Origin of the sequence: Kineosporia sp. NBRC 101677 (genome assembly GCF_030269265.1) — a bacterium.
Lineage (GTDB): Bacteria > Actinomycetota > Actinomycetes > Actinomycetales > Kineosporiaceae > Kineosporia > Kineosporia rhizophila.
The window spans coordinates 19,995-32,249 of record NZ_BSTA01000023.1; the positions used below are offsets into that span (position 1 = coordinate 19,995).

At 67.2% G+C, this 12,255-nt stretch carries 15 protein-coding genes and 1 riboswitch; of the genes, 6 read left to right on the top strand and 9 right to left on the bottom strand.

Features of this window, described 5'->3' with window-relative positions:
* Position 1 precedes the first annotated feature (1 nt).
* Genes QSK18_RS34865 through QSK18_RS34875 form a run of 3 tightly spaced genes read right to left on the bottom strand, consistent with a single transcriptional unit; the run spans position 2 to position 3,948 of the window.
* Entirely contained in the window at positions 2 to 1,258 is a 1,257-nt protein-coding gene (locus QSK18_RS34865; protein ID WP_285628574.1) for an ABC transporter substrate-binding protein, read from the bottom strand.
* A gap of 34 nt (positions 1,259 to 1,292) precedes the next feature.
* Entirely contained in the window at positions 1,293 to 2,888 is a 1,596-nt protein-coding gene (locus tag QSK18_RS34870; protein WP_352396728.1) for an FAD-dependent oxidoreductase, read from the bottom strand.
* A gap of 1 nt (position 2,889) precedes the next feature.
* Positions 2,890 to 3,948, bottom strand: a complete 1,059-nt coding sequence (locus tag QSK18_RS34875) for a LacI family DNA-binding transcriptional regulator (RefSeq protein ID WP_285628580.1) — start codon at positions 3,946 to 3,948, stop codon at positions 2,890 to 2,892.
* 212 nt (positions 3,949 to 4,160) lie between these two features.
* On the opposite strand from QSK18_RS34875, the gene QSK18_RS34880 reads away from it, so the two are divergent.
* The 3 genes from QSK18_RS34880 to QSK18_RS34885 all read left to right on the top strand — a co-directional run bounded on the left by QSK18_RS34880 (position 4,161) and on the right by QSK18_RS34885 (position 7,464).
* A complete protein-coding gene (locus QSK18_RS34880) occupies positions 4,161 to 5,198 on the top strand; it encodes a glycoside hydrolase family protein (RefSeq protein ID WP_285628583.1) in 1,038 nt (345 codons plus the stop codon).
* A gap of 36 nt (positions 5,199 to 5,234) precedes the next feature.
* Positions 5,235 to 5,822, top strand: a complete 588-nt coding sequence (locus QSK18_RS36190; RefSeq protein WP_352396724.1) for a NucA/NucB deoxyribonuclease domain-containing protein — start codon at positions 5,235 to 5,237, stop codon at positions 5,820 to 5,822.
* A 930-nt stretch (positions 5,823 to 6,752) separates the two neighbouring features.
* Positions 6,753 to 6,845: riboswitch (cyclic di-GMP riboswitch) on the top strand.
* A 10-nt stretch (positions 6,846 to 6,855) separates the two neighbouring features.
* On the top strand, positions 6,856 to 7,464 hold the full coding sequence (locus tag QSK18_RS34885; RefSeq protein ID WP_285628586.1) for a hypothetical protein: 609 nt from the start codon (positions 6,856 to 6,858) through the stop codon (positions 7,462 to 7,464).
* A gap of 223 nt (positions 7,465 to 7,687) precedes the next feature.
* On the opposite strand, the gene QSK18_RS34890 is transcribed toward QSK18_RS34885, so the two are convergent.
* The 5 genes from QSK18_RS34890 to QSK18_RS34905 form a co-directional block, all read right to left on the bottom strand.
* Positions 7,688 to 8,299 carry a hypothetical protein gene (locus tag QSK18_RS34890; RefSeq protein WP_285628597.1) on the bottom strand — a complete coding sequence of 204 codons (612 nt, stop codon included), beginning with the start codon at positions 8,297 to 8,299 and terminating at the stop codon, positions 7,688 to 7,690.
* A gap of 41 nt (positions 8,300 to 8,340) precedes the next feature.
* Complete coding sequence (locus QSK18_RS36195; RefSeq protein ID WP_352396725.1) at positions 8,341 to 8,541, bottom strand: DUF4267 domain-containing protein; 201 nt, start codon at positions 8,539 to 8,541, stop codon at positions 8,341 to 8,343.
* A gap of 19 nt (positions 8,542 to 8,560) precedes the next feature.
* Positions 8,561 to 8,890 (bottom strand): hypothetical protein, encoded by a 330-nt coding sequence (locus QSK18_RS34895; RefSeq protein WP_285628600.1) that lies wholly within the window; start codon positions 8,888 to 8,890, stop codon positions 8,561 to 8,563.
* A 77-nt stretch (positions 8,891 to 8,967) separates the two neighbouring features.
* The gene (locus tag QSK18_RS34900) at positions 8,968 to 9,249 is read right to left on the bottom strand and encodes a hypothetical protein (RefSeq protein WP_285628604.1); all 282 of its coding nucleotides are present in this window, start codon (positions 9,247 to 9,249) and stop codon (positions 8,968 to 8,970) included.
* Positions 9,246 to 9,551, bottom strand: coding sequence for a hypothetical protein (locus QSK18_RS34905; protein ID WP_285628607.1), 306 nt, complete (start codon positions 9,549 to 9,551; stop codon positions 9,246 to 9,248). The genes QSK18_RS34900 and QSK18_RS34905 overlap by 4 nt, the downstream gene beginning before the upstream one ends.
* A gap of 149 nt (positions 9,552 to 9,700) precedes the next feature.
* Here QSK18_RS34905 and QSK18_RS34910 point away from each other — a divergent pair, with 149 nt between their 5' ends.
* The 3 genes from QSK18_RS34910 (at position 9,701) to QSK18_RS34920 (ending at position 11,370) form a co-directional block, all read left to right on the top strand.
* Positions 9,701 to 10,510 (top strand): helix-turn-helix domain-containing protein, encoded by an 810-nt coding sequence (locus QSK18_RS34910; protein ID WP_285628610.1) that lies wholly within the window; start codon positions 9,701 to 9,703, stop codon positions 10,508 to 10,510.
* Positions 10,510 to 10,710 (top strand): DUF397 domain-containing protein, encoded by a 201-nt coding sequence (locus QSK18_RS34915; RefSeq protein ID WP_285628613.1) that lies wholly within the window; start codon positions 10,510 to 10,512, stop codon positions 10,708 to 10,710. Before QSK18_RS34910 ends, QSK18_RS34915 begins: the two co-directional genes overlap by 1 nt.
* 180 nt (positions 10,711 to 10,890) lie before the next feature.
* A complete protein-coding gene (locus tag QSK18_RS34920; protein ID WP_285628616.1) occupies positions 10,891 to 11,370 on the top strand; it encodes a hypothetical protein in 480 nt (159 codons plus the stop codon).
* A gap of 47 nt (positions 11,371 to 11,417) precedes the next feature.
* On the opposite strand, the gene QSK18_RS34925 is transcribed toward QSK18_RS34920, so the two are convergent.
* Positions 11,418 to 12,173, bottom strand: a complete 756-nt coding sequence (locus QSK18_RS34925; RefSeq protein WP_285628619.1) for a hypothetical protein — start codon at positions 12,171 to 12,173, stop codon at positions 11,418 to 11,420.
* Positions 12,174 to 12,255 lie beyond the last annotated feature (82 nt).

Here is a 12,255-nt window from a genome sequence, read left to right on the forward strand (position 1 = left end):
CCTAACCCGCCAACAGCGGGCTGATCTGGGAGCAGACGCCGTCCAGAACGCTCTTGACGTCGGCGTCCGGCGTCCACAGCGGGTCCAGGGCGCTGCGCACGGTCTGGGCGATCTGGGCCGCGTCGGTGTGGCTGGGCTTGACCACCCCGTCCTCGATCCCCTCGACCACCACCGACTGCAACTGCTGCGGCGACAGCAGCGGGTTGCTCTCGGCCATCGTCTCGGCCGAGAGCTGGCTGCCCCGGGCCGGCGGGAAGAACTTCGCCAGCTTGGCCGAGTTCTCGGGATTGGTGAAGTAGGCCAGGAACTCGGCCGCCGCCTGGGTGTTCTCGCCCTGCTTCAGCACGCCCAGCCCGGCCTGGCCGACCACCGAGTACTCGCCGGCGGGCCCGGCCGGCAGCGGCACCAGGTCCCACTCGAACGTTCCCTCCTCCAGCAGCGAGGCCCGGGAGATCTGGGTGATCGTCATGGCCGCGTCACCGGCGAAGAAGTCCGCGGTGGTGCCCGGACCGGGCACCGCTTGGTCCTCGAAGACGGCCTCGTGCAGGGCGCTCATCGCCTCCACCATCGGGGCCTGGTTGAACTCGCAGGTCTTTCCGTCCTCGCTCCAGGCCCGGGCGCCCCAGCCGGTCCAGACCGTGGCCAGGTAACCCCAGTTCTTGAAGTCGAAGTCCCGCACCACGATCCCGGCCTTGCCGGTCTCCTTCTGCACGGCCGCCCCGGCCGCGAAAGCCTGCTCCCAGGTCCAGTCCTCGCCAGGCACCGGCTGTCCCGCCTCCTTCAGCAGGTCGGTGTTGACGAAGACGCCGAACGGGGAGGTGGAGAACGGGTAGGCGTACAGCTCCTGCGCGTTCCTCCACAGCGCGGTGGCCGACTCGTTCAGGTCGTCCAGCTCGTAACCCTCGGTCTTCTCGAGGGTCTCGGTCAGCGGGAGCATCGCCCCGGACTGGACGAAGTCGGGAGCCGACTCCTCCAGCACCCAGGCCAGGTCGGGCCCGTTGCCCCCGGCGATCTGGGTGGTCAGGGTGGTGGTGTAGTTCTCGAACGGGATGGGGTCGAACTTCACCGAGACGTCCGGGTGGCTCTGGCGGTAGCCGGCGGCGATCTCCTCGAACAGGGCCAGGTGCTCCTCGTTCGCGGTCCAGATCGTCATCCGCAGGTTCGCCGGGCCGTCGGAGGCGGCCGGCTCGTCACTTCCACAGGCGCTCAGAACCGTTGCACCGGCTAGGATCCCGGCCAGGACGATACGCGTTCTCATCATGCACTCCTTTGTCATGACTGCGTCAACTGGGTCAGTAGCCCGAGACGTCGGGCCAGTGCCGCTCCACCCCGGCCGCGTCCAGGCGGGCCTGGAAGGCGGTCAGCTGGGCGGGGGTGTTGCGCACGGCCCGGGGCGAGGTGTCGTGGTCCAGGCAGAAGGCGGCCAGGTGCCCCGCGACCTCGCCGATGTTCCACTCCACCGGGTGCAGCCGGTAAGCGCCGTTGGTGATGTGGGTGGTGCCGATGTTCTTGCCGGCCGGCAGCAGGTTCTGCATCCGGACCGGGATCAGCGCCCCCAGAGGGATCTGGAAGGGGCAGCAGCCGACGTCGATGTAGGTGTCGCCGCCGGTGGAAGGGTGAAGGTCGATCCGGTACATCCCCACGCCCACCGTGTCCTGGTACTCCACGGCCCCCTTGTCCCCGCGGACGCTGAGCGCCAGATCCTGCTCCACCACGGTGTACTCGGCCCGGATCCGGCGGGACTCGCGGATGTAGGGTGCCATCGCCAGGCCGTCGCTGCTGCCGGTGACATCGGCGCGCAACCGCAGACCTGCATGCCCGGTGCCGCCGTCGGCGCGCGGCGCCTCGGTCTGCAGCCAGTAGAACATCGAACGGGACAGCTGACGGGCCCGGGCGATGTGCTGCTGCGGATCGGCCACGTCGATCACCGGGCTCAGCCAGTAGTCGATCATCGGCCAGTTCACCAGGCAGATGTCGCTGGCGTAGGCGCCGGGGGTGAACATCCGGCGGGCCGCGATCCGACGGAAGGTCCACAGATTCTGGTCGCCGCCGCTGAGCCGCTGATCGGCCACCACCTGCAGCGGGTCGTCGTCCGGATTCGGGGTGAAGTCCCGTGAGCTGCGCCTCAGGGTGCGCGGGTTCGGGGCGTCCAGGGACAGCAGCGGCCCGCCCCAGAACTGCGGAGCGTACGAGCGCCAGAAGTCGTAGCCCTCGGGCTTGTCGATCACCACGTTCCCCGGCACCTCGTCGACCGCGAAACACACCGAGACGGCCTGCATGTTGCCCGGCTGCGCGTCCTCGGGGCCGCTGGGCTCCCCCGTCTCCAGGCGGGACTCGAACCCGGTGACGTACTCGGTGCCGGTCAGCGGCAGCAGGTCGCCGGTCTCGGTGGCGTCCAGGACGTAGTCGGCGCTGATGTCGATGGCCTCGCCGGTGTCCCGGTGCGTCACGGTGACGGCGAGCACCCGGTCACCGTCGGTCTGGGCGGCGGTGGGCAGGTAGGGCTGCAACAGGGTCAGCCGGCCCGAGCCCAGGTGCGGGGCCAGCATCTCCTCGATGACCGACACCGCCACCCGCGGCTCATGGCACAGCCGGCTGACGTACCCGGCCCCCGGGTTGAGTTCTACCTGCCTGCGGGCAGCATCGGTGAGGGGGTAGTTGCGGCGGTAGTAGTCGCGGATCCGCTCGCGCAGTTCGCGGTAGGACGCGGTGACGCCGAACCGCTCGACCCAGGTGTGCTCGTCCGGCGGCACGGCCTGGCTGGTCAGCTGACCACCCAGCCAGTCGAACTCCTCGGTCAGTACCACCGCCCGGCCCGAGCGCAGCACCCCCAGGGCGGCGGCGACACCGCCCAGGCCACCACCCACGACCAGCACGTGCGCATGCAGTTCAGGCACCGTTGCCCTGCTTTCTGCTCGTTCTTCTGCGACGTGGCGGAGCCAGCGTGGCTCCCTCCACGAGGGGACAGGGCAGGAGCCGTTGGGGGCGCCGGCCCGAGCCGTCGATCAGGCCGGTCAGCACCTGTACCGCCTCCCGGCCCATCTGATGACGGGGGATCTCGAAACCCGTGAACTGCAGGGGCTCTCCCTGCACCGGGCGGGTGGGCTGGCCCAGAGTGAGCACCGACAGATCGAGTGGCACTGCCAGCCCGCGCCCGGCGGCCAGCCGGGCCAGCGCCACCGCGTCGCTGTACTCCTCCACCAGCACCGCCGTCACGCCTGCCTGAAGGATCGACTCCAGCACGGCGGCAAGGTCCGGTCCGCGCTCGTGCCGGACCTCGACTCCGGTCGCGGCCGCGCCGGCCTGGAAGCCGCTCATCCGGTCGGCCCAGGACTCCGGCCCGGCGCCCTCGCCGACGTAGGCCATCCGCTCGTGCCCGAGCGCAGCCGCCTGCTGCACCAGTTCGGCGACCGCGGAGGGATAGTCGGCTCCGACGTAGGGAACCGGCCCCCCTGCGTCGTCGCGCCGGCCGACCGAGACGAACGGCAGGCCGTCGTGCAGGAGCCGTTGCAGATCCTCGGGGTCCAGTGAGCGGCCGAGCAGGATGCACCCGTCGGCCAGACGGATCCGGTTGCCCTCGTGGAAGATCCGCCGTCGCCCGTCCACGACCGGGGCGCTGGTCAGCAGCAGCAGATCGCTGCCCTGGGCCTCGGCCTGCTCCTCGATGCCGACCAGGAACGGATGGTAGAAGTGCGCGCTGCCGACACCGAACACCGGCTCGTAGCCGAACACCCCGATGATGCGGTTGTGCTGGGCCGCCAGCCGCCGGGCGATCGGGTCCGCCACGTAGCCGCTGTCGCGGATCGCCTGCAGCACCCGGTCACGGGTCTCCGGCGCGATCCGCACCTCGCCGTCGGCCCGGCCGTTGAGCACCAGCGAGACGGTGGCCTGACTGACCCCCGTCATCCGGGCGATGTCCCGCTGGGTCAGGCGGCGTGTGGAGGCCATCCTGCCCCCTTTCTGTGACTAATGCGCATTAGCAGTGCGCTCTCACAGACTGGACACTCCCGGGGCGAGCCGTCAAGAGTTTTGCCGGATTTGCCGCCGATGAACAAAGAGCTTGATTAATTCGTATTAGCAGCTTGCCGACGACCGGCCCGGACGCCGACGATATGGACTTCCCGCCCGCTGCGTGCGGGCACTCCCAGAGGAGGTCAACGATGACCGGTCTCGATCGCCGCCAGCTCCTGCGCGGCGCCGTCGCGCTCGGCGGCACCGCTGCCCTGGCCGGCCCGGCCCTGCCCGCCCAGGCGGCAACGGCCACCCCGGCGGCCGGAGCCGCCGCCGCGGCCGCTCCCGCCGGATTCCCCAGCTACGAGTACATCGGGACGCCCTTCACCAAGACGAACCTGATCTACCCGCCTTCCCGCCGGGAAGTCATCTTCCCCTGCATCCGAGGGGTTTACGACAAGATCAGCAACCCACTGGGCCGCTACTACCTCTACTACGCCCCCCACGAGAACCCCGGCGGGATCTGCCTGGCCTACGGCAACACCCTGGACGGGAAGTTCACCGAGTACCCGAACAACCCGATCGTCTCCAACACCTGGCTGCCGCACTACGACACCGTCCCGCACGTCTCCTCGCCGCATGTCAACTGGGACGCCGCCACCCGGCGCTTCCTGCTGTACTTCCACGGCAACAACGCCACCACCCGCCTGGCCACGTCGGCGAACGGTATCGACTTCACCTACCACAGCATCGTTCTCGACACCTCCGACGTACCGGGGTCGAGCGAGGCCTCCTACGCCCGGGTCTTCGAGCACACGGTGGCCGGCAAGAACAACAAGTACGTCATGCTCTTCATGGTCAACATCAGCGGGGTGCGGCGGATCTGCTGGGGCTGGTCCGGCGACGGCAGGACCTGGACCCACTCCCCCACCCCACTGATCAACCCCGAGCCCGACGGCGAACCCAACGTCTCCGGCCCTCACCTGCTCAAGCGCAACGGCACCGCCTACGTCGTCTATCACGGCAGCAGCGGGAACATGTACATCGCCGACGTCGGCCTGAACTTCAACCGAGAGACCCACCTTGGGGTGTTCCACACCCCCCTGCCCACGATCCCCGACCGGGGCCGTTCGGCCGCACCGTCTTTCGGGACCGACCGCGGAGTCAGCTACATGTTCTACGAGGCCGGCGACCGGCTGAACGCCACCATCGCCGTGGCCCGGGAAGTCAGCACCGGCACAGCCTGATCTCTGCCGGGGACGGTGGTCAAGGAGCCGCGCAGCATGATTCCGAAGCCATCGCTGCAGGAACCAGTCAAGCTGACGTGGATACCTGACACTGAACGCCCCGCTGACGACTGGTACCGCAATGAGGCACTTTGCGTCATTGAGACCGAAGGGCAGCAGTGCGATGGGTACCCCTTTTCCAGCACAACTGAAGGCGGCCCCGGAGGGGCCTCTCTCAAGGCGATCGATGGCGTCGAAAATACGACCGCGCGCAGCCGTCCAAGCGGTTTCTACACCGTAGAATTCCGTCCGAGCCGGACCGTTCCTTCCTCGTCATCCCCCTGGTTCTGCCGGGCGGGGAAGGTATCGGCGTTCCGGCCATGGCTGTCTGCGGGAGGTAGTAATGCAGAGCTTGCCGGACCTCTTGAAACGACTGGAGGCCGAATGGGAGCGACACGATCTTCCGATTGCCCGGGAGCTCAGACCGGGACTCCCTCGAGACCATGTTCGTGGACGCCTGGATCAGTACGGTCTTGCGGCGCCGGACGAAATACTGGACTGGTGGTCATGGCACGATGGTGGCTCCCTCTCGGGGCGACTCATGACTCCGTGGCACGAGATTCGGACTTTCGCCGAATGTTGTGACCTGTACGAGATGCATGGAGAAGCCCACGATTGGGCAGAATCTTCCGAGCCTCCTTCATATTCGCTCTCCCTCTTCCCCGTGATCACGACTGGAGCTGGCGGATGCGTCACCGTGGACACGGCCGCAAAGATCGGGGAGGCTTCGGTCAGCTACCGCTATAAAGAGGTTTCAGACGCTCCGAAGGAGTGGCGCATGGGCTCCCTGGCGGAGCTGGTGGACATATGGATCAGCCTGTTCGCGAGCAACTCTTGGTCCAAGAGCCAGGAGCATCCGCGGGCCATAGATTCCAGCCTGAGCGATGCGGACCTGAGTCGCTTCCCGTCTCACTTCGTACGACAGGGGTTCATTTTATAGCCGCCGTGCTGGGCGGCGGGCGCCTTCCGGCTGCGGGCTGAATCGGTCACCAGCCCGGGCCGGCCTCCGGAAGATCAGGTACCAAGGATTTGATGACTGAGCGATGCTCGCCATCGCAGGCGCATACGTGAAGGTTTCGAGCATCAGGCCAGTGGGCTGATCCCGACCTCATGGGACCCGCCCGGTCTGTTGCGACAGGCTCGGGGCTTGGTAGCCGCTGGCGGATGAGCACTCGTCCAATCTGGATCTTGGAGTCCTGTCAGGAGAGCGTGCCTCCGCCGGTGGTCAGGACGTCGAACCGCTGATGGGATGTCGTGTCGGTCACGGAGTTGTCGGCTGGGACGTGACCTGCCCCTGGCGTTCGCGATAGCGCTGGGTCTTCGCCTGTCCCCCGCACACCCGCATGGATAACCATTAAACGATCTGAGCCGGTCACCGGCTGACGGAGGGGGCGGTCGTCAGGGCCACAAGCAATGGACGTCGATGCGCGTCTGCGCGGCGAACCGTCACCGGATCGGCGGCTGGCCCGAGCAACGACTCACCCCGCATGCTGCTTGAACGCGCAAGCAACGCGTGTCTCGACATGGCAAACCCGGCGCGAGCCGGGGACGCAAAGCCCAGGGACCTCCCTCGCCCCCACCGGGAACGGAGGTAGCCCGGTTACCGAAGGACTGATGCATGAACCGCCGATACGCCGCGCTCGCACTCGCCGCCGCCCTGGTCGTACCCGGTGCAGCGGCGAGCGCCGCCTCCGCCTCGGCCCTGTCCGGTTCCTCGGTCGCGAAGTCCGACCGCAACGACGGCCCGAAGCAGGACCGCAGCGGCAAGGACGACAAGAGCACCAAGAACAGCAAGGACGACAAGAGCGGCAAGAAGACCAAGGCCAAGACCGTGGTCTACAACGGCACCCTCAGCGCTGTCGACGCATCAGCCGGCACGCTGACGGTCAAGGTGCGCGGTGGGCGGGACAAGAAGCTGCGCACCACCGGCCTGACCCTGCAGGTCCCCGACAGTGTCAGGATCACCCGCAACGGTAAGAGCGTGGAACTGGCCGCCCTGAAGGTCGGCGACAAGGTCACCGTCCAGACCCGGCAGGCGGCCAAGGTCATCACCCTGGTCCGGGTGACCGCCAAGGGCGTGAAGGCCACTCCGACCCCGGACCCCACTGAGTCGACCGAGCCCACGCCGACGGAGACGCCCGAGACCGGCGAGACCCCCGAGCCCGACGTGAGCAGCCCGGACGACAGCGACGACGACTCGACCCCGACGCCCACCCCCACGGCCTGAGCGAAGGCCTGACCCAAGGCGCCGACCATCGTCCACTGGTGGTCGGCGTTCTGGTTTTGCCCCGACCGTCGACGCCGAGTCGCCTGCGCGGTCGTAACGACCTCTGGCTCCTGAACGCCGGCGATCGCGCCTGCGGGTGCCACAACTACCCACGCTGCAGGGGGAAGCGAAACCACATTGAGGACGATTGATGCGGAACCTTTGCATGGAGGTTCCGTTCCGCTCAGCCACCCGCTCCGACGTCGTTGTTCGGGGCGTTGTCGCCGGTGATGTCGCCGCGCTCGACGGTCTCGCCCGGGCGCGCCTCGTCCGCCGGGTAGAGCTCCTCGAACTCCTCGGAGGTGATCGGCCGGGCCTGCTTCGCGGCCGAGCGCACCAGGTCCGGGCCGGCCACGGCGGTCAGCCCGTTCACACGCACCAGCAGGTCGCCGCGCGTCACGGCGTATTCCTGCCGATCCCCGGCGGCCCGCACCCAGCCGTCGCCGTCAGGTGTGCACTGCACCCTCGCGTCTACCGGTTCTGCTCCTGGTACGGGCAGGGCGGCACAGCTCGTCGCGTCGAGCGTGCCGCGCTCGACGGTGAGCCTCAGGTCGTCACCCTTGGTTGAGGCGTAGATCTGCTGGTATCCCGCGTCACCGTAGACCCCGCTACCCCCGGCTGCGGCGGCGTAACCTTCGACCTCGGTCGTGTACATCAGAGCGATGTCGAATCCGGCCGTTCGCGCTGTCTCTCGCTGCTCAGCAGTAGGAGGTGAGCCCTCGTCGGCACAACCCGTCAGGGCCAGGACAAGCCCGGCCAGGACCAAACCACGAGAGTAGATGGCACTTTTCGTCACGATCACGACTCTAGGACCGGCCAGGGAGCACAGCATCCCTCTCAAGAATGACCAGCGCGGGCGGGTTCTGGAACTAAAGACCTATCCCACGCCGCAACCGGGCTGGCCACGTCACGTGCGTCTGCGCTCGGACTGATAGCCGCCACAATCATCGTCCAGCCCAGGGCGGTGTGATCAGCGTCGGCCCAGACCACCAGCAGAACCACCCCAGCAGCAATATCGCGAACGCTCTTGACCTGCATCAAGGCGCGCGCCCATCACTCAACCGCGCGGCACCAGCCGCGGGCGCCGAGGCGACCGCGCCCACCCCAGCCCGTCCACGAACTCCACCGCCGTCAGCAGATGACGCGCAATCTCCCGAGCCTGCCCATCATTGAGCTCATAGTCCCCCAGCGTGATCCGCGGCGGGTACGGCATCACCTCGACCGGCTCGGCGAGCAGATTGAAGTCGACCCGCTGCGCGACCCGGATCAGGACCGTCTCGGTCTCCAGCGCGACCCGCGCGATCGGCCGCTCGTGATCGATCGCCTCGGTGTCGACCACTGTGGTACTCGACCAGAGATGACGGGCATCGTGCTGGATCAGCCGCATGGATTCTCGCCTTTCACCGTGGTTGCGATACAGATTGAGGACGCGTGTCCGCCCAGAAAGCGCTGGCAGCGTCGCGTTCACATGTGGCGCGCCAACTGTGCCAGCGCCTCATTGTCCACCACATACGTGCGGTGGCCGTCGATCGTCAGGCGCGCGAAACGTCCATCGGTAGTCCAACTCAGGTCGTCCACGACCAGGTCGCCGCCGCTGCGGAGCCAGCTCGCGAACGCGTCGCGGGCCATGACCGCGAGGGTGCGGTTGCCGAACCAGACGGTGACGTCGTCGGTGCGCAGGACCAGCTCCAGAGCCAGGATGCTGGCATCGTCGCTGATCAGAAGGTCCGTGCGGCCGATCCTCATCGCGGACGCAGCCGTAGTCCCGGGCCGGCGAACCGCAGGCGTTTGCGGTGCTGCCGGCGGGGCGGCTGCCGGTGGGCCAGCACCATCCGCTCGCCCACACGCTCGACCGCCACGACACCCGGCCAGACCAGCAGCAGCCCTTCAAGAATTTCGGGCTGGGCCAAGTGCGGTTCGAAACGGATTGAAACAGCGTCGCTGTCCAGAAGCTTGGCCTCATGGGCCTGGACACCGTGTCGCCGCACGTACACCAGAAGACTTCGCAACCAGGCCATGTCCCAGGACGGCGGCTCCGCTCGCTCCATGGTCAACCCCCGTAAATTGTTCAGCTACAGTCTTTGTCATCGACCTCGTCTGAGGGGAAACGCTTCACCAGGTCCATCGAAAGGGCAACGCTCGGTTTCCGAGCAGGCTCCTTCGGATCGACGATTCACGTAGACACGGGGGTGGCGACGTGCCGGGATCGCAACTGGCCCGCAGTGAACTGGGCCTGCGGCTGGAGGCCGCGCGCAAGCAGGCAGGCAAGACACAGGCCGACGTGGCCGAGGCCAAACTCTTCGGCCTGACCAAGCTGCGGGAGATCGAGCGTGGGATCCAGGGTGATCCTGGGGACGTGTTCAACCTGTGCCGGTTCTATGAGCTGGACCGGGCCGAGACCGACGAGATGATCGGGCTGGCGGACATGGCGCGGTCCGAGGCGTTCTGGGAGGACAGCAAGCACGCCGTGCCAGGGTGGCTCGACCTCTATCTCGCCTGCGAGCGACGCTGTTCACGGCTTGCCTACTGGCACCCAGAACTCGTCCCAGGCGTTTTCCAGACGAGCGCTTACGCCGAAGCCGTCATGGATACAGACGGGCCCACTGCCCCAGCCGCGCTCGCCACCCGCCTCAGGCTGCGCAACGAGCGTCAGACGTCCATGCTCGATCGCACCGATCGCACAGTAGAAGTGATACTCGGCGTAGGAACGTTCGAGCTCGAAATCGGCTCAGCCAAGGTAATGGCTGAGCAGAGACGCTTCCTGCACTCTGTCAATGAGCGGCCGGGCATCGACATCCGTGTCATCCCGCGGCGATCCAAGGCTCACGCAGGCTTAGCCGCACGCTTCTCGCTCATGGAGTTCCGTGATGGCGAGCGGCCCTCCGTGGTCTACCTCGAGGCCCTGACCGGTGCCCGCTACCTCGAAGGCCGACGGCACGTCACGGCCTACCATGAGGCGTTCGCGAGACTGCGCGAGCTCAGCGTTCCGATCGAGGAGTTCAAGTAATGAACGAGAGCGGCGGGTGGATCAAAGCCTCGGCCAGCAGCGGCTCGGGTGAGTGCGTCGAGATGCGCAAGGCTGACAAGCAGGTCCAGGTCAGGGACAGCAAGCTCGGAACCTCCAGCCCCATCCACATCCTCAGTCCCGCCGGCTTTGCCACATGGCTCCACGGAGCCAAGAACGGCGAATACGACTCGCTCCGCTGACCAGGAGACTTCGAGAAGTCCGTCACCTGCCCGGCAACCCCGTTGAGTCACCTGTGCCCCAGCACCGCCTGATGTCAGACCAGCGATCCTGGGGCGCATGCGGGAACGCGGGGCACCTGAACGAGCCAGCTCTTCTCCTCCGGGCCCCCGCCGTAACTTCCTCCAGCCGGGCCCACGGTCGTGAGCATCTCCGACCTCGAGACCGGCCAGCTCCACACCTTCGCCGACTTCGCCGCCGCGGCCGTCCCAAAGAACATCGCTGGCGTCTACACGATCTGGCAAGGCGACCGCTTCGTCTACGTCGGCATCGGCGGCACCCGCATCCGTTACACCGAGCCCGACGACGAGGCCCAGCCGTCCAGACCCGTCGAGGGGCTGCACGGACGGCTGAAGCAGCACCGTAACGGTGACCGCAGCGGCGACAAGTTCTGCATCTACGTCTGCGACCGCTTCGTCCTGCCCTCCCTGACACCCGACGAGATCGAACGCCTCGGCACCGGCGACCTGTCCTTGGACAAGCTCACCCGCGACTGGATCCACGCACACTTGGCCTTCCGATACATCCGTACGCACAGCGGCGACGAGGCGCGGAAGATCGAGAACGAGGTGAAAGCCGGCGCCCTGACTGCCGGAAAGCCGTTCCTCAATCCTTCGCCCTGAACAGATAGCCAGAATGTGCGGCACAGGATCCTCAAACTCCCAGAGCATCAGCGTTCTACTGTGCGGGGTGGACCGGTGAACTGGGCTCTCCACGCCTGTTGCCGGGCCCGTTCAGCCCGTAGCTTCGGCGGCAGATGTTCCACCAGGTTCGCACCGGGCTCATGCGGATGGGGCATCAGTTCGACGAACGAGACCGCAATCGGATTCTCCAGTGGCCCTGGTTCGAAGGCATCATCGACCAGTTCCAGAACCTGCAGCACCTCGTCCAGACGGCCGTCGGCGCACTCGCGGGTGGCCCAGAAAGCGATGCCAGCCAGGAATCCGTGGAGCCTGACGTCCTCGTGATCGCCCCACTCGGTGAGGCCGTCCAGAAGGTCTGCGAGCACGGGGACCCGCGACACCAGGTGCTCGGTGAATGCCTGGTGGTCGGGGTGAGCACGCCACCGGTGGGCCAGCCCGACTGCTTCCCCGAGCGTGAGTCCCAGGGCACCGGCCGGATCCGGGTCTGTCGGCTCGGGCGGCAGGTGGCGGCGAAAGCATTCCTGCAACAGGGCGTCCAGTTCTTCGGTGACGCCGTAGTCGTCCTCGATGAGCTCGACGAACGTCACCAGCGGCCGGCGGCCGGTTTCGTCCGGTCGGAACCTGCTGATGAGCTGTTGGCTGTAGGCGGAGAGGAAGGCTTCTGGAGTCGGCTCGCCCAGTCCACGAGCGCGGTGCTGGGCACGTAGCGCTTCGTGCTCGCGCCGCGCGTCCGGAATCCGCTGGAGGACTCTCTGCGCCAGCGCGGTGGCAAGATCGATCACCACCGTAGGCTAACGGTGGCGTTCAGGAGTGCTCCTGACCTTGTCTGGTTGAGGCCGATCGTGGTCTCCAGGTGGTCGATGG